Here is an 18,266-nt window from a genome sequence, read left to right as displayed (position 1 = left end):
TAACATTATTTGTTAGCCACTTCTATCACCTTTTTCGATTAATATTTATGGAGGGAAGATATGAAAAAAATTAAAATTAAAAGAATAGTAACTGGAATAACACTTTCACTGTTTACCCTATTTAATCTATCAATACAACCTCAAGCTGCTGTCACAAATAATAATGAAAATATAACACCAACAGCTTCTGGTGTTAGCGATACAGATTTAAGCAGAAAAGTAATTGGATATTTCCCTGAATGGGCATATAAAAGCGAAGTCCAAGGATACTTTGATGCTGCAGATTTGCAATGGGAATCTCTAACTCATATTCAATACTCCTTTGGAATGATTGATCCAACGACTAATAAAATAACACTTGGAGATAAGCATGCTGCTATTGAAGAAACCTTTGCAGATCATCCACTAAGCCATAATGGTAAAGCTGTTACCTTAGATCCAACTCTACCTTATAAGGGCCATTTCAATGTTCTTCAAACAATGAAAAAGCAATACCCAAATGTAAAGCTACTGATGTCCGTTGGAGGCTGGGCTGGTAGTAGAGGTTTTTATACAATGCTAGATACTGATCAAGGCATCAATACTTTTGCTGATTCATGTGTTGAGTTTGTAAGGAAATATAATTTTGATGGTATAGATATAGACTTCGAATATCCATCTGCAACATCAACTTCTGGTAATCCAGATGATCAAGATTTAGCTGAACCTAGAAGAGGCAAACTAAATGAAAGATATAACCTATTAATGAAGACATTAAGAGAAAAGCTTGATGCTGCTGGAAAACAAGATGGTAAGAAATATCTTGAAACAGCTGCAGTAACTGCATCTTCATGGGTTCTTGGCGGAATGACTGATAATTCTTATGCTCAATATTTAGATTTTCTTAGTGTAATGTCTTATGATTTTCACGGTGGTTGGAATGAGTTTGTTGAAAACTTAGCTAATATCTATCCGGATCCAGCTGATAGAGAAACTATACAAATGGCTATGCCTACATTAAATATGGATTGGGCTTATAAATACTATAGAGGAGTCTTGCCTCCTGAAAAAATAATTATGGGAATCCCTTACTATACAAGAGGATGGGAAAATGTACAAGGTGGGACTAATGGATTGCACGGCTCTAGTAAAACTCCTGCCACAGGAATATATAATGTTTGGGGCGATGACGTAGATAATAATGGTGTCTTAGATCCTGCAGGAGCAAATCCATTATGGCATGTACTAAACTTAATGGAAAATGATCCAAATCTAAAAGTTTATTTTGATGAAGTTGGTGGAGTTCCATACGTTTGGCAAAATGAAAAGAAAGTATTCCTATCTTTTGAAAATGAAAAGTCCATAGATAAAAGAGTAGAATATATTAAAAATAAAAACTTGGGTGGAGCATTAATATGGGTAATGAATGGAGACTTTGGACCAAACCCTAATTATAAACCAGGCTCTACTAATATAAATGAAGGAAAATATACTTTTGGAGATACACTAACAAGTAGACTAAAATCTGGCTTAGATGCAATAGGAAATTGTAAAGTAACAGATGATTCTATTCCAGGATTATCTCAAACTGATGTAGAGGTTGTATTTGGAGGAAAATATGATCATCCAAATTACACTTATGATATTAAAGTTACAAATAAAACAGATAAAGCAATAGATAAAGGCTGGACGGTAAGTTTTGATTTACCTAAATCAGCAATATTCGCTCAACCACAAGGTGGAACTGCAACAATTGAAGATATTGGAGATTTTAATAGAGTTACAATAACATCATCAGGATGGCAAAACCTCGGAGTTGGAGAAACAGCTTCATTAGCAGGATCAATTAAACTATGCTTTGGAGGAGTTAAGAATTTAACGTTTAATGGAATGAGACCATCCAATGTTCCTGCAAATGGAAACTACGCTCCAACATTAAAAGGTATTTCAAATACTTCAATTAGTTTAGGTGATTCATTTAACCCTCTAACAGGAGTTACTGCTTCTGATAAAGAAGATGGTGATTTAACTAGTAAAATAACTGTTTCTGGATCAGTTAACACATCCAAAGCTGGTGATTATACTCTTAAATATACAGTTGCAGATAGCAAGGGATTAACTACAACTAAAGAAAGAATAATAACTGTTCTCAGAGCATTAGAACCTGGACAACAATTCTATGATCCAAGTAAAACTTACAAATATGGAGATCAAGTTGTCTATAAAGATGCTTTATATGAATGTATTTCTTGGTATATAGCTCCTACGGATGATGGCTCCCCTGCCAACACAAAATATTGGAAATTAATAAGAGTACTTCCTGATGGATCAACTCCTACTGAAAATACAGCTCCTGTAATTAATGGAGTTGCTAATAAACAAATTAATATCGGTACAAGCTTTAACCCTCTAACCGGTGTTACTGCTTCTGATAAAGAAGATGGTGATTTAACTAGTAAAATAGTTGTTACTGGCACTGTTGATACAACTAAAGCTGGTGCTTACATTTTAACTTACTCAGTTACTGATAGTAAAGGATTAATAACTACTGCTAAAGCAACAATTACTGTTGTTAATGATACAACACCAGAGATTCCAGCCTATAGTCCTACTAAAGCTTATGTAGCTGGTGATATTGTTATGTATAACGGTGTTAAATATAAAGCTAAATGGTGGACTCAAGGTGAAACCCCTGGCTCAAATCAATTTGGTGCTTGGGAAAAAATCAGCTAAATTAATATAGTTTATCTCTCCTTTAAATACTAACTAATCTATAAAAAGACAGTATAGAATTTTATTAATTAAAACTCTATACTATCTTCTTTATAGAAAATATAATTATATTTTCATTATTTAATAACTATGTTCATTAATCTAGTTAAATCTAATGCCTGCATACTAGTAACAATTGCACCTGATAAATCATTTATTTCAACATCTATTCCAGTAATATCACATGTAGTCAAATCTATTTTATTTAGTGATGTTTTATTAAAATATGCAGAAGTTAAATCTGCATTATTAAAATTAACTTTATCAAGTTTAACTTGCTGAAACATGCTTTCTTTAAAATTACAATCTTCTATACATACATTTTTTAACTTTGAATAAGATAAATTTATATATTTGCCAAGGGCGTCGCGAAACGCGACGTCCTTTATATTACATTCATCTAATTTTGCTCCAAGTAGTTTACAGTTAATAAATTCTACTCTATGTATGCTTCCATCTCCTAAATCGACATTAGATAAATCACAGTTTTCAAATCTTGTGTCTAATAAATCTACATTTCTAAGGGATGAATTTTCAAATACAACATTCTTAAATATACAAGAATCTATTGTAACTCCTTTATTATTCATATTATTTATTTCTATATTTTCTACTATCTTATTTTGAATTTTATCAGCTTCAATTATTTCTTCTATGATATCTTCTACTTCTTCAAAATCATCTAGAAATTTTGGCTTTTGAATCTTATTACCTTTCATAAAAATTTACTCACCACACCTTTATTAATTTTATATATAGATATTATATATTATTAACCTATATATACCTAGAGTAAATTTGTAATGTTAATCTAAAAAGTGTCATGTGCAAGTTTATCCCTTATAGCTCTTAATTAGACTTAGTCAACTAAATTCATTTTATTAACCCTTAAAACACTTAATGCTATAAATGTAATTGAAAATGCCAGCATTAAAAGTACAACCAAATAAATTTTTAAGCTTGGGTTATATAATGTTTTTATTCCTGTAACAAATTCATAAGAATTAGCATACACTATTGGATTTAATAAATCACTAACTCCAATCATATCTGGAAAAACATATAATGATGTAATTCCAAGTCCTAGTATTGCTAATGGTGCAATTTTATTTTTAAATAATGATGAAATAAGTATACCAATAGCTGTAAAAAATAAAGCTACAATAAAATTATATAAGAACATTTTTATTACTATCCGTAGCATTGGTTCTATACTAGTGTAATCTATTATAAAGGTTTCTTGTGCTGGAAGAAGTGTATTATTATTAAATATAGCTACTGGATAATTTATATCACCAAGTTTAGTAATTTTGGTTCCAACTATTAATGGAATTATAAATGATAAAATAACTATGAAAGCTGATATAATAAAACTGCTTAAAAACTTTGATAATAATATTTTCGTCTTTTTTATTGGATAAGAAAATAATATCTTATAAGTCTTCTCTTCAAACTCTCCTGAAATACTCATACTTGAAAATAAAACAAAAACTAGTGGTAACAAAATAATATATATTTTATTAGATATCTGCATAAATAAATTTAATCCACTTGGATAAAATTCATCTCCTTGAATTAATTTTATATTATTTTCATACATATACTCGTACTTTAGAAGGGATATTCTTTCCCTATCATACGTATACTTTGATCCCTCATCCGATCCAAAGCCTTTATTTTTGGTAGATTCCTTTAAGGCATCTATTTCACTTGCTAATATTCTTTTATTATCACCCTTTATTAGGGCTTCCTTCTTTTCTATTTGACTTTCCATCCTCTTCTCATACATATTAACTAAATTTTTCTCATTTTCATCTAACGGTCTTATAGTTTCTATTTCCTTAAAGTAATTTATTTGTCCTTGGAAAGCCTCTATATTATTATTAACTGGCCATAATACGTTACTTTTCACATCCTTATATAAATCATTATATTTCATAGCAAATGCTATATTAACAGCAACTAGTAAAATTAATACACCATAGGTTAATTTATTTTTAAAAGCCCTTCTTAAATCCCAATATATTATCTTCCCCATTATTTATCTCCTTCAAAATAATCCAAATATATTTTTTTCAAATTATTATTTGTTCTTTCAACTGAATTAATCTTTATATTATTTGTAATTAACTTGTTGATTGTATTACTTAAGGTTTCTTCAGTTGATACTATAAGATTATTTTCTTCATCATAATTTCCTTCAAATAATTTTAAATGGGATTCATTTAAAGATTCTCTAATATTGAAATTATAAGTATCTATATTAATTTCATCTCTATTTAATTCATTAATTATATTCCCATTATCTAAAAATATAAATCTATCACAAAGTTCTTCTAAATCTGCTAAAGTATGTGATGATATTAATATTGAATATCCTTTTTCTTTATACTTCTTTAAAAGCTTAATTAAACGAATAATACTTTTTTGGTCTAATCCATTAGTTGGTTCATCTAAAACTAGGATTTCCTTAGCTGATAAAAATGCTATTGCTACTGCAAGTCTTTGCTTCATGCCTAAAGAATAAGTTGAGGTACGCCTTTTAAACGCTTTTCCTATATCAACAAACTCCAGGATTTCATTAAAATCCTCATCAGATATTCCTCTAATACTCTTAATCATTTTTAAATGCTCATATCCTGTTAACTCCTTATAAAATCCCATATTCTCAATTACCGCTGCAGATTTATCCAATAAAATCTCACGATTTTTAAATACATTTACTCCATCCAACAAAATTTCTCCACTATCAACCTTTAAAAATGTCATTAAGGCTTTCATTAAAGTAGATTTTCCTGCTCCATTATTCCCAACTAGCCCTAGTATTTCTCCATTATTTAATTTAAAAGATATCCCTTTTAATCCTTTTGAATTATTATAAACCTTAAATAAATCTTTGATTTCAAGCATCAAGCTACTCCCCCAATTATTTTCGATTATATAAAAGAAACATAGTAAAAACTATGTTTCTTTTATATTTATTCCTTTAATTAATGAGCATGTTCCCATTTATATTCTGTAGAACTTTGATTATATGCTGCTCCTCACCTATTGCATCTATAAGTTGTTATCTTTGTTATTGAATATTTTTTAAAAATATAATATGAATTATCTTGATATGTTGCTTGTCCTATATAAGCCCAAGGTGTGTAACTTGTTGTCTGACCAGAAAAAGTTCCTCCATAATCACATATTAAAGCTCTAGGTTGAACTTCATTGGTTGCAGCTGAACTTTCAATCCTACTCACCCCAATTAATAAAACTACAGCACATAGTAATACCGTTAAAAAAATTTTATTTTATAACCCCTATATATAAATTGTATATTATATTTACTTTTTTTGTAAATACCTTAAAAATATATAGTAGAATAGAAATCTTTATGTATTTTTATCATCAACTTAACAACATTTTATATTTATATTATATATATTTTATTAAACTTACAATATTTTATCATGGGGTAATTTTATCTTAATGTATTTACATTATATCCAGAAACATAAAAAACTTATAAATATATCCCTATATAATTAATAAAAATAAAAGTACAACCATTTCAAACTAATTGTACTTTTATAAAACTATCTATTCAAATCAACAGTAAATGTACTATTGTTATATACAGTTACCTTTTCTGATATATCGTAATATTTTATCTCGTAATTTTCTCCAGTTAATTCACCATTAAATACTACTATAACCTCTCCTGTTTCAGCTAAATATCTTGTAGTATTATACTCCTTAGACTCCAAATTATCCACAGCTTTTATTACTTCATCAGTATCTTTATCCACAATTTCTTTTGGTGCTGCTAATAACCCATAATCAGATTTATAATATAACTTAGTTTTCCCATTATTAACTTCTATTCTTGTAATTGTTGCGTAATCATTTCCCGCCTTATTTTTCAGATTTGTTTCTCCATTAATATTTAATTCTTCACTCAAGCTAAAATCCTCTATTATACCGTTATCTTCTCCTATATTTTCCTTTTTAATTCTTGCATAATTTCTCTCATAAGGTATAAATGTTAACCATTTAGTATCTTCAACTGCCTGCTCAAAGCTAGTGTTAAAATAAAACTTATAATTACTATCATCATCAGTACTACCAAATCCACTTCCATCTTTCTGGCTTATATACCTACCCTTATCGTCAATAACCATGAAATATAAATCCATATCTTCTAAGCCTATATATCCTTGAATTGTTGTATTTATAGGAGTTAATATAAGTTTACTAATTGCAGAATTTTGATAAATATTACTTAAATCAATATTCAAATCATATTCTTTAACCATTCCTTTTAACTTTTCATTACTAACTGGTATATCAAAAGTCCACTCCCCATTAGTAATTTCAGTTTCTTTAATATCTCCTACTTTGTTAATATTTATAGAAAGCATAAATTCATCTGGTATCTCTATATCTCCTCCATAAAAATACTTTTCTTGCTCTTCCTTAGAAATCATAGACCTTATGCCTACATGATAACTTCTAATTCCTGCATATACTTTATTATCATCTAAAAACTTTCCACTTTCTCCATATCCAAATGAAGTAACTTTATCATCTATTTTAACTTCATTCACTAATAAAATAGGCACATATTTCATTGATGTTTCGCTTTCTATTGTATAAAAAATAGATAACTCTGATCCATCATAAATAACATTATTTATAGTTACCTTTAGACCATTACTCTCCTTAGTTATATTTAACTCAGATGAGTATTTATCATAATCCTCATATCTACTTGTCTTAAACAATTCTAATACATTTGATATAATAGGCATCTTATTTGCATAAGTAGTTATGGTTTCTCCAAAAAACATAGTTATTATAAGTAATGCTGCACATATACCTACAACATTTCTAAATTTATTTTTTCTTTTATTTTTTGCCTTATTTATTGCTTTATCAAAAACCTCATTGATATTTTGTGGAAGATATAAATTCTCAGAACTTATTTTATCTCTAATTTTTTTATCTAAAATATCATCAGACATTTTCACTTAAATCTACCTCCTCAACAACTTTCCTTAATTGTTGCCTAGCTCTTGAAAGTCTTGATCTAACAGTACCCTCTGGTATATCTAAAATTATTGCTATATCTTTACTTGACATGTCCTCAAAATAAAATAGCACTGTCACTGTTCTTAACTCCTCACATAGCATACTTATAGCTCTCGTTAAATCTATATCTTCATATACATCGTTATATGTTGCTTGATTTATACCTTCATCTAATGATATTACTCTTTTATTTTTTCTTATTATTTCATTGCATTCGTTTATTAAAATTCTAATTATCCAAGTTTTAAATAAATCATTATTTTTTAGAGTATTTATTTTTTCATAAGCTCTTATAATAGTATTTTGTATTGCATCCTCTATATCGTATTTATTGTTAAGAATGCCTTTTGCAACTTTATAAATACTCAATTTATTTTCATTTATTAGTGCTAAAAACTCATCCTTATTTCCTTTTTTAGCCCTTTCTACACTAGCTTTCTTTTTAAAATTTAATATTGAAATAAGTTCCATCTTCCTCCTCCTAATTTTTACTTAGCTAAGTATTTCACTTATTAGATGGATATCAATACTATAATGTTCATATATTTCGTCATTTTATAAATCTAAATATGTATACACATCAATAAAGCTAATTTAAATATTATAAATATCCGAGAACTCCTTATCGCATTTATTAATAAGATCCCCTAATTCTTCATTAATTTCTTCACCATTTTCAATTTCATTTGAATACAGTCTTATTGTCACTTCAGTGCCCAATCCAACTTCACTCTCTATGCTAATAGCTCCACCATGCATTTCTACTAATGATTTAACTATAAATAAGCCTAATCCACTACCCTCATGTTTTCTTGACAAGCCTTTATCAGCTTGTCCAAATTTGTTAAAAATATTTTCTATGTATTCTTGTGGAATTCCTTGCCCATTGTCCTTTACAGTTATATCTACACAATCTTCATATACATTAATATTAACTAATATATTTCCCTTTCCATTAATATTCTTTATTGAGTTAGATAATAAATTCAATACTATCCTTTCAATACTATCCTTATTGCACTTTACAAATTTTTCTTCCTCACTCGTATCAAATATTATTGATATGTCTTCAGAGCTAATATAATCTACTACTGCTAAGACTACATTTTCTATTACTGATATAATATTATAATTGTGCATAGATATTTTATAATCTCCAGAATCAATTTTCGTTATATCTATTAAATTATTTACTAATCGTTCTAATCTAAAAGAATTTTTTTCTATTGAAGTAACATATTTTTTAAGAATTATATCATTTAAGTTTTCTTTAAATTCATTTTCCAAGTATGTTTTAATTAATTTATTTGCAGTAATTATTACATTCAATGGAGTTTTAAACTCATGTGATATATTCGTAAAAAACTCATTTTTTAAAGTTTCCATTTGAATTTCATGTTCTAAAAGCTTTTTCTTTTCACTTAAAGTAACTTCATCAGTTATGTTGTCTGCAAGTCCTATAATGATCTTTACTTTTTCACATTCATCTAAAATTGCAAACTTTATTATATTAAACCACACATCTTCATTTCTTATACTAACCTTTTGCTTATCAACAAAATACCCCTTGTTTTCAATTATCCTTAAATCTTCATTTCTACAGATATTAGATTGATACATATTCCAAAAATGAGTATCATCTTTTCCTATTATCTGAGATTTATCTAGCTTCAAGAGGTCTGCATACCTTCTGTTAGTATATACATACTTACCATCTATATCTTTGGCCCATGCAGATACAGGTATGTTGTCTAATATCAACTCTAAATCAAATATATTATATGATTTGTTTTTTAACTCCTTTAAAGTTATCAATCTTAATTCTGTTCCATCTATAGTAATGTCTTTAATAATAGGTTCAACTGTAATTTTATTATTATATTTATCATTTATAGTTATGTATCTATTTGATTTAGCCTGCTCCTTAATCAATTCTAACATCTCTAAATTATGTCCTAACAAATCTTTTAGCGCCTTATTATGGAATTTTATTTTACTATCTTCTATAACCAAGATGTAATCTTGCAATATATTTAGAAATTCCTCCATAAATAGTACCCCTTTCATACATATTTCAACCAATAAAATATTATCATTTTAAATTTTTCAATTCAACCTATTAATGCTGTTTAATAATAATCTAATTATTTGCACAAAAAAAGTGGCACCTAAGTTAGATACCACTACATATTTAATATATTAAATTTTTCTTGCTACTTCAGATGCCTCTTCTATACAATTAAGTGCTCTACGAGCTCTTACTGCATCACCAATTACATGATATGGTATATTATTTTCCTTACAGTAGTCAGATATTTCTTCAAAGTTACGAGATCTTGCTCCTATTGCAACTATAACTGAATCACATGGGACATCTTTAATCTCTCCATTTTTATCTATAACTATTGATTTTTCCTTTATTTCAATACATTTTGCTTCTGTTATAGTTTTAATTCCTTCATGATATAGATTTTCTATAACACAAATCTTTCTTAATTGCCCTAAATCTTTTGCTACTTCATTAAGCATTTCTACTACGGTTATGTTATCAACATTTCCTGATAAGTATTCAGCAACCTCTAAGCCAACAAGCCCTCCCCCAATAACAACTGCATCTCCATTTACTTTTGATTTACCTGCAAGTATATCATGTGAATTAGTTACATGAGGTAAATCTGCTCCTGGTACATTTAATTTTATTGGTTCTGCACCAGCTGCTATTATAACTTCGTCTGGATTTATTTCCTTAATTACCTCAGTAGTTACAGGTGTGGATAATCTTATTTCAACACCCTTTCTCTTAGCCATTTCTCCCATTGCAATAGCAGCTTCCTTCATTTCTTCTTTCCTTGGTGCTGCGCCAGCAAGAACAAATTGTCCACCTAATGAATTAGATGCTTCACATAAAATTGGATTATGTCCTCTATCTTTTAACTCTATAGCTGCTTCTAGTCCAGCTACTCCTCCACCAACTATTAATACGTTTTTAGGGTTTTCTGCTTTTTTAATAACGAATTCAGCTTCTCTGCCTAAAGCTGGGTTTCTCATACAAGTTATAAATGGTACATTTGGATCTGTAAATCCATCATAACAACCTTGGTTACACCCTACACAACGTATTATATCATCAATATTTCCATTTTTAGCTTTATTACAGAATTCTGGATCAGCTAATTGAGCTCGTCCCATAACAACCATATCTGCTTTTCCACTTCTAATTATTTCATCTGCTTGCTCAGGATCATTAATTCTTCCAACAGCAACAGTAATCATTCCAGTTTCTTTCTTAATTCTTGCTGCATTTTCAACATTAAATCCTCTTGGTAGGTCAACTGGTGGCACTTCGTATTTTACAGCTGCGCTTGAAAAGTTTCCACGAGATACATCAAGTACATCTACTCCAGCCTCTTTAGCCCATTTACAAAATTGAATAACTTCTTCTATAGTAAGTCCATCTTCTACGCAATCATCATGAGCATCTATTCTCATAAATAAAGGCATATCTTCTGGTATGTTTTCTCTAATGGATTTTATGCATTCTAATAAAAATCTAGCACGATTTTCTAAGCTTCCACCATATTCATCAGTTCTTTTATTAAAAGCCTTACTTAAGAATGAGTGTGGTGTATAATTATGCCCAGCATGAAATTCCACTGTATCATACCCTGCTTCAACAGCACGTCTAGCACCTTCTCCAAATGCCTTGACAGCTTCATTTATTATTTCTTTACTTGCAGCCTTAATAACATAATCTGTTCCATCTACTTTAAAATCACTTGGTACAACTACCATTGCAGTTTGATCCCCAAATAATACAGCTGAACCGCCAAGCCATAATTGAACCCCAGCCATTGCTCCACCTTCATGTATTGCATCAGCAAGCTTTTTCAAACCTGGAATATATTTATCATCTGATATTGATAAAAAGTTCTTTGGTGCAGCTTTATCATATACAGAACATACTTCTGTGAAGTTTAATCCATTTCCTCCTATAGCTCTTGCAACATGATAATTTATAAGCTGATCAGTAACTTCCTTCTCATCCTTTACCATCTTTGTTCCCATTGCAGGAAATTCAATTCTATTTTTTATTTCCATTCCTCTGATTTTTATTGGACTAAAAAGATTATTAAATGCCATTTCACTACCTCCAAAATTTAAATTTCAATATTTCTCCCACCTTCATTATATGACTTTGTTAAATTTAAATCAATATGTTTCAAACATTTTGTTTTAAATTTAACAAAAAAAATTATCTCATTTCATCAATGAGATAATTTCCCCTATGTCTATAGTTTACTTATGTTCTTTTAACATTCTAATTATGTACTTTATATATTTAAACCTTGATTCTATATTATCTGATATTTCTTTATCAAAAAGTTCATGGCTTTCACTCATAAATGGATATATAATAGACGAAATAAATATAGCCCTTTTATATTTAACTTCCTCACCCTTGCAATTTAAAACTTCTATCAATATACTATCTAATTTTTTATTTGCTTCTCTTGTATTTTCAATTATTTTTATATCCATCTCATCTTTTTCTTTTGAATCAGTTGCCTCTTTATTCATAACAAGCACACCTGGGTATCTTAATGAATATTCTATAATTTCATTAGCACATCTAATAATTCTCTCTTCATTACTTAACTCTTCATCATCTAAGGGTGAATATGCCTGAGTAATATTATCTATATAAAATTGTTTAACATATTTCAGCATATTATCCTTACTACCAAAATAATAATTTATTGCACTTACATTTACTTCAGCTTCCTTCACTATTGTTCTAATTGAAACATTTGTTGATCCATTTTTTCCAAAAAGATATAATGCCTTATCAAGAATTTTTTCTTCTATCCCCTTTAGTTCCTTCATATCTTCACTCCCACTCCATTTTAATTTTATACTTTTATTTAAAATATAAAATTCTTATATTATATAAATCAAATTAAAAATATTATATCAATTAACTATTTATATATCAAAATTTTTAAGTGCTTTCTCGATGAATAATTTTTATAAATTATTCATCTCTTACTTGAAAGCAAGCCAAATAGATTAAGTTATTTCATTTGTATCGCAACTGAAAACTATGCTTCAATTTAAAATTACTACGGTACTTTTACAATTCTAAATTAAATAATATAGCACAAGAAAAACTTGATATTCTTATTACTAAGCTTTTCTTGTTTATATATTTAAGCTTATAACCTAAATACAATTAAACTTACTTTATAAAGTATTATAATGATTTTATAAACATACTCTTTGATAATTCTCTAAGCCTTTTTTCATCTAAAATGTATATTTTTTTATTATCGCATCTTATAATCGATTTTAATTCTAACTCTTTAAAAGTCCTATTTAAATGTCTATAAGTTGTACCCAAGAACTGTGAAATTTCTAGAAAAGATGAATTTAAAATTATATAATCTTTATCTTTAATATGCTCAACTAAATATGTTGCCAGTCTATTTATAAGTGGATATACAAAATTATATGAACTATTATTGATAGTTGCATAAAGTTTGTCACTTAAAGAATCTGCTATATGCCTTACAAATTTAATATTTCCCATAAACTTCTTTCTAAGTATATCTGCTGGTACTGCTATTAAATATGCATGATCTATAGCATTAATATTACAAAGTATCTTAGTATTTTTTAACAATTCTATGTCTCCTATTGAATTAAAGCTACTATAAAATTTTAAAAACATTGATTTACCATTTTCAAAAAGATAAGATACCTTTATCTTACCATCTACAAGTAAATAATAATATTCAAGATCATCTTCTGCTCGCAATATATATTCTTCATTCTCAAAAAGATGAAGCTGAACGTATTCTATAATTTCTTCATCTAATATATCTTTTATACTATGTTTGTTTATATAATATTTCAAAAGATTTTTATCTGATATTTTTCTCATAATTTCTCCTATAATGACATATGTCATGTCGTAACCAATATAAATATTGTAGTTTAATTATAAAAGATTGTAAATTTTAAAATTATATTATATATACTTTAATTAATAACCAAAATAATTAGTATTAGTGGTATATTATTAAATATTATCTTTATTTAAATTTAATGGCGTAATTATAAAATTATATGCTATATTTTAATTATGTAAATGAATACTTGGAGGATTTTTATGAAATATGAAGTTATATTATTCGATGCAGATGAAACATTATTTGATTTTAAAAAGTCTGAAAAATATGCTTTTGAACAAGCAATTTTAGAATTTAATATAGATTATAGAGAAGATTATCACCTAAAAATTTATTCTGATATCAACACTGCTATTTGGAAGGAATTTGAGTGTGGTCTTATTACCCAAGAAAAGTTAAAGGTTGAGAGATTTAGAAGATTATCTAACAAACTAAAAATAAAATTTGATGAAATTTCATTTTCTAAATCGTATTTAAAACATTTATCTCATTCATCATTCCTATATGGTGAAAGTGCCAACATTATAGAAACATTAAGCAAAAATTATAAACTAGCCATTATCACTAATGGTCTTTCTGATGTTCAAAGTAATAGAATAAGAAAATCTAGTATAGCTAAATACTTTGATGACATTGTAATATCAGAAGAAGTAGGTATATCAAAACCAACTCCTAAAATATTTGAAATTACTTTGAATAATTTAAATTATAATGATAAAAGTAAAGTCTTAATGGTAGGTGATAGTCTAACATCAGATATTCAAGGTGGAGTGAACTTTGGAATAGATACATGTTGGTACAACCCCAATAAAATTTTAAACAAAACTACACTTAAACCTACTTATGAAATCTCTGAGTTATTAGACCTTTATGAAGTTTTAGGAAAATAAAAACATATAAAAGTCTTATATTTTTATGTATATATCAAATCTCATTTAAGTTAGTGTACTATGATGACTAATGTTACTCTTAGTATATATTTATTTTTTTATGAAATAATAACTAGGAATAAATCTTAGGAGGATATTTATGAAAATTTTACTTTTATCACTATTAATATCAACATCACTTACAAACGCTAGCTTAGTTTCACCAATTCAATATGTTTCTAGTGCTATTAATAGTTCCAACACTATTGAAGTAAAACAAGGATATAATGAAGAATATCAAACTATATTTAAAAATATGATGAATGCTATGAATGCTGCTCCTAATACTGGGAATGTTAATTTAGACTTTGTCTTAGAAATGATACCTCATCATGAGGGTGGCATAAATATGGCAAAAGCAATCGTTAAATTTAGTTCTAACCCAGAAGTTAAGAAAATTGCTGAAAATATCATTACTTCTCAAGAAGCTCAAATTCCAATTATGCAAGAGCTAAAAGCTAAATTTGAAAAAGAGAAACCTTCAAGCAAAGCGGACTCTGAGAAATATCTAGAAGAATATAATAAAGTGAAGGATAAGATGTTTAAGGAAATGCAAGATGTTGAAATAACCAACGATATTAATGCTAACTTTCTTCAAGAAATGATATATCACCATGAAGGGGCTATTGGCATGGCAAAAGATGTTTTAAAATATACAAAAGATCCTGAACTTAGAAAACTAGCTGAAAATATTGTAACTACACAAAGTAAAGGTGTTGAAGAAATGACAGCACTATTAAAAAAGTTTTAGAAATATTTGTTTTAAGAAATAGTAGATAAAATTGTTTAAACACAATTTTATCTACTATTTTGTTATTCTAAAGTTGCATAAGTAGCCATTCTAAGCTTTCTAACAACTGGGGTAACTCCTGAATCACATCTTTGAATAAAATACATAAACACTATATTTTCCTTTTGGTCCATAATAACATAGTTACCTGTCCATCCATCCCATCCAAATTCACCAAGACTTGCATTAGTAGCCGCTTCCTCTTTATCTATTAAAATACGCATTAAGGAACCATAACCATATCCCCTTACCCCATCACCTTGATAATTAACCTTTTGCTCTGAAGTCAATTTATCTTGTGCCATAAACTCTATTGTTTTACGTCCTAATATACGTTTTCCGTTATATACACCTTTATTAACCATCATCATAGCAAAATGGCTGTAATCATCAATAGTTGATACAAGTCCTGCTCCACCAGATTCAAATTCTACATCTTCTCCATAATACTCACCTAAATGACTAATATTAAATACGGAAAGTTCTTCTACTTCTTCATCCCATTTATAATTTTTTGCAAAACGATTTAGCTTATCTTTTGGTACAAAGAAACCTGTTTCCATCATATCTAATGGATTAAATAATTCTTCCTTCAAAAACTGTCCGTATTTCTTACCTGATACTACTTCTATTATTCCTCCTAATATATCCGCAGATAATCCATACATCCACTTTTCTCCTGGATGAAATAATAAAGGAACCTTTGCAATAGCTTTTATATATTCCATAGTATCAGGAGAATCTCCTCTTTTTCTTCTTTCTATGAAACCAGTAAATAATTTTTTTATTTGCCTTCCTGGTTCATGATTTTCATCTGGATATGGAATTCCAGAAGTCATATTAAGTAAGTCTTGAATGTTAACCTCTCTTTTTACAGGAACTAATTTCCCATCTGAAGTATATACCACTTGATTTAAAAACTCAGGTATGTACTTGCTTACAGGGTCCCACAAATCAATTTCTCCTCGTTCTACTAAAATCATTGTAGCTACTGCAGTAATTGGCTTAGTCATAGAATACATTCTAAAAATTGTATCTCTCTTCATTTGAATTTTATTTTCCTTATCAGCATATCCAAATGTGTTATGATACATCTCATTGCCATTATGTATAACCAATACATTTGCTCCAACAACATTTCCACTATCTACTTCATCTTTGATTAACTTATCCATGGTATCTTTATATGAAAACATAAAATCTCTCCCTTTATAGCATTTATTAATCTATCTTTTATTAAGTTAAAAATAAATATCCTATAGACCATTTTATAATCTATAGGATAAGTTATTAACCTAAAATATTTAACTACTTTATCATAAATTTTTATACTCTTTATCAATATTATTTCTAATTTTTTCTCTTCCTCTAGCTATTCTTTTATAAATTAAATCTTTACTTAACCCCAAATCTCCTGATATTTTTTCCACTGTCTCATCAAGTAAATATCTTTTTATAAAGATATTTTTATCTTCTTCTTTTAAGCTCTTTAATAAATGAAAAAATCCATCATTATCTAGTTCTAAGCTATCTTCAAAAGAACCCTCTACTAACTCTTCTTTAATTTCTAATGATATATTGCTTTTCTTAATTATTCTTTTATAATCAATAGCCTTATATTTAGCTACTGATATTAAAAAATTTCTTAAACTTCCCTTTTCACTATCATAGCAATCTAAATTTCTCCAAAGACTTATTAAAATATCATTAAAGCATTCATCTATTTCATTCATTTCTACATAACTATTTAATATCTTATTTATTACTCCATAAATTAATTTTCCATAAGTGTTTATTAGCTCAGTTAAGGCTTTTTCATCTTTGTTTATTATACCTAAAACAATATCTGTATCATTCAAACTAATGTCCTCCTACCAAAAATTAATTTATACTCGAAAGATATTCGTGTATTTCTTTATAATCCGTATTTCTAATTAATAAATCATAAAATTTTCCATCACTTAATTCGATTAATAATTCTGTGTTAAGACTTCGCCTTGTAGTAAAGAAATATAAAAAAGCTATAATAGAAATCATGAATATAGTTATCCTTATAAAGTTAGATTTATCTGAAAGTATATAAGCAAATTTGGAAAATACATTTGATATTAAATATACACAAAATACTTGGAATAGAAATTTTAGAACAACTTTAAATCGCTTTGATTTATATCTCTTTAAGTCTAAAAGTATTTTAAATCTATATTTTTTCTTTATCTCTTTTCCCATATCTATCTGTTTAATATCTTCTCTATTATATATCTTAACTCCTTGCATACTATTATGATAATTTGCATTCACTATTATAATTCTTTTGTTTGTACAAAAAATTAATCTATTAAAAGAGTAGCCATCACCAGTCATAAATGGAATTGGCATAACAACATTAACCGCTGTTGCTGCCATAAGCATATCAATATCCGTTCCCTTTATCACTTTTTCTACAACTTCATCTTTCTCTAAAATATTTTCCTCAACATAAATCCCAACTTCTCTAAGCTTGTTCTTAGCAAGTTTTGTTCTAATATCACTCGTTATTTTACTTAATTTTCCATTCGCTATATCTGCAAAATTCATATACTCATTAATTTCTTCTTCTTTATAGTTAATTCCATTAAACTCCCTAAATATCTCCTTTTCCCTCATAAGAAACACTCCTATTTTTTTATTTATACTATATACGCAATTTAAGTGTTCATTTTGGACAAAATTTACAAAAACTCCTCTATTAAATTTTCTAAAGGGTAT

General features: G+C 27.8%; 16 protein-coding genes. 3 read left to right on the top strand and 13 right to left on the bottom strand.

All coding sequences use genetic code 11. The features are described from left to right. The first annotated feature begins 60 nt into the window (after window positions 1-60). A complete protein-coding gene (locus NSA50_RS07820) occupies window positions 61-2,712 on the top strand; it encodes a glycosyl hydrolase family 18 protein (protein WP_257444270.1) in 2,652 nt (883 codons plus the stop codon). Between the two features lie 116 nt (window positions 2,713-2,828). Here the strand turns inward: NSA50_RS07820 and NSA50_RS07815 are convergent, their stop codons facing one another. The 10 genes from NSA50_RS07815 to NSA50_RS07770 form a co-directional block, all read right to left on the bottom strand. Then, window positions 2,829-3,470: a pentapeptide repeat-containing protein gene (locus tag NSA50_RS07815; RefSeq protein WP_195263912.1), complete on the bottom strand. Its 642-nt coding sequence runs from the start codon at window positions 3,468-3,470 to the stop codon at window positions 2,829-2,831. Between the two features lie 140 nt (window positions 3,471-3,610). Continuing rightward, on the bottom strand, window positions 3,611-4,789 hold the full coding sequence (locus tag NSA50_RS07810; RefSeq protein ID WP_257444267.1) for an ABC transporter permease: 1,179 nt from the start codon (window positions 4,787-4,789) through the stop codon (window positions 3,611-3,613). Beyond that, window positions 4,789-5,661, bottom strand: coding sequence for an ABC transporter ATP-binding protein (locus NSA50_RS07805; protein WP_257444265.1), 873 nt, complete (start codon window positions 5,659-5,661; stop codon window positions 4,789-4,791). The genes NSA50_RS07810 and NSA50_RS07805 overlap by 1 nt, the downstream gene beginning before the upstream one ends. A gap of 134 nt (window positions 5,662-5,795) precedes the next feature. Next, window positions 5,796-5,999 (bottom strand): hypothetical protein, encoded by a 204-nt coding sequence (locus NSA50_RS07800; protein WP_257444263.1) that lies wholly within the window; start codon window positions 5,997-5,999, stop codon window positions 5,796-5,798. Between the two features lie 336 nt (window positions 6,000-6,335). Beyond that, window positions 6,336-7,763 (bottom strand): DUF4179 domain-containing protein, encoded by a 1,428-nt coding sequence (locus NSA50_RS07795; protein ID WP_257444424.1) that lies wholly within the window; start codon window positions 7,761-7,763, stop codon window positions 6,336-6,338. Next, a complete protein-coding gene (locus tag NSA50_RS07790; RefSeq protein WP_195263917.1) occupies window positions 7,756-8,301 on the bottom strand; it encodes a sigma-70 family RNA polymerase sigma factor in 546 nt (181 codons plus the stop codon). The genes NSA50_RS07795 and NSA50_RS07790 overlap by 8 nt, the downstream gene beginning before the upstream one ends. A gap of 123 nt (window positions 8,302-8,424) precedes the next feature. Continuing rightward, window positions 8,425-9,879 (bottom strand): PAS domain-containing sensor histidine kinase, encoded by a 1,455-nt coding sequence (locus tag NSA50_RS07785; RefSeq protein WP_257444261.1) that lies wholly within the window; start codon window positions 9,877-9,879, stop codon window positions 8,425-8,427. Between the two features lie 150 nt (window positions 9,880-10,029). Continuing rightward, a complete protein-coding gene (baiCD, locus tag NSA50_RS07780) occupies window positions 10,030-11,970 on the bottom strand; it encodes a bile acid Fe-S flavoenzyme BaiCD (protein WP_257444259.1) in 1,941 nt (646 codons plus the stop codon). A gap of 156 nt (window positions 11,971-12,126) precedes the next feature. Beyond that, window positions 12,127-12,714: a TetR/AcrR family transcriptional regulator gene (locus tag NSA50_RS07775; protein WP_257444257.1), complete on the bottom strand. Its 588-nt coding sequence runs from the start codon at window positions 12,712-12,714 to the stop codon at window positions 12,127-12,129. 367 nt (window positions 12,715-13,081) lie between these two features. Next, on the bottom strand, window positions 13,082-13,771 hold the full coding sequence (locus tag NSA50_RS07770; protein ID WP_257444255.1) for a helix-turn-helix domain-containing protein: 690 nt from the start codon (window positions 13,769-13,771) through the stop codon (window positions 13,082-13,084). A gap of 228 nt (window positions 13,772-13,999) precedes the next feature. Here NSA50_RS07770 and NSA50_RS07765 point away from each other — a divergent pair, with 228 nt between their 5' ends. Both NSA50_RS07765 and NSA50_RS07760 read left to right on the top strand, forming a co-directional pair. Next, complete coding sequence (locus tag NSA50_RS07765) at window positions 14,000-14,689, top strand: YjjG family noncanonical pyrimidine nucleotidase (RefSeq protein ID WP_257444253.1); 690 nt, start codon at window positions 14,000-14,002, stop codon at window positions 14,687-14,689. 139 nt (window positions 14,690-14,828) lie between these two features. Next, window positions 14,829-15,479: a DUF305 domain-containing protein gene (locus NSA50_RS07760; protein ID WP_257444251.1), complete on the top strand. Its 651-nt coding sequence runs from the start codon at window positions 14,829-14,831 to the stop codon at window positions 15,477-15,479. Window positions 15,480-15,541: 62 nt separating this feature from the next. Here NSA50_RS07760 and NSA50_RS07755 read toward each other — a convergent pair whose 3' ends face one another. The 3 genes from NSA50_RS07755 to NSA50_RS07745 all read right to left on the bottom strand — a co-directional run bounded on the left by NSA50_RS07755 (window position 15,542) and on the right by NSA50_RS07745 (window position 18,164). Then, the gene (locus tag NSA50_RS07755; protein ID WP_257444249.1) at window positions 15,542-16,714 is read right to left on the bottom strand and encodes a serine hydrolase domain-containing protein; all 1,173 of its coding nucleotides are present in this window, start codon (window positions 16,712-16,714) and stop codon (window positions 15,542-15,544) included. 120 nt (window positions 16,715-16,834) lie between these two features. Next, entirely contained in the window at window positions 16,835-17,377 is a 543-nt protein-coding gene (locus NSA50_RS07750) for a sigma-70 family RNA polymerase sigma factor (protein ID WP_195263925.1), read from the bottom strand. Between the two features lie 22 nt (window positions 17,378-17,399). After that, complete coding sequence (locus tag NSA50_RS07745; protein ID WP_257444246.1) at window positions 17,400-18,164, bottom strand: hypothetical protein; 765 nt, start codon at window positions 18,162-18,164, stop codon at window positions 17,400-17,402. Window positions 18,165-18,266: the final 102 nt, after the last annotated feature.

Source organism: Clostridium mucosae, from assembly GCF_024622765.1.
Lineage (GTDB): Bacteria > Bacillota > Clostridia > Clostridiales > Clostridiaceae > Clostridium.
The sequence above is the reverse complement of the archived record's forward strand: the minus strand, read 5'-3'. Positions and strand labels throughout refer to the sequence as shown.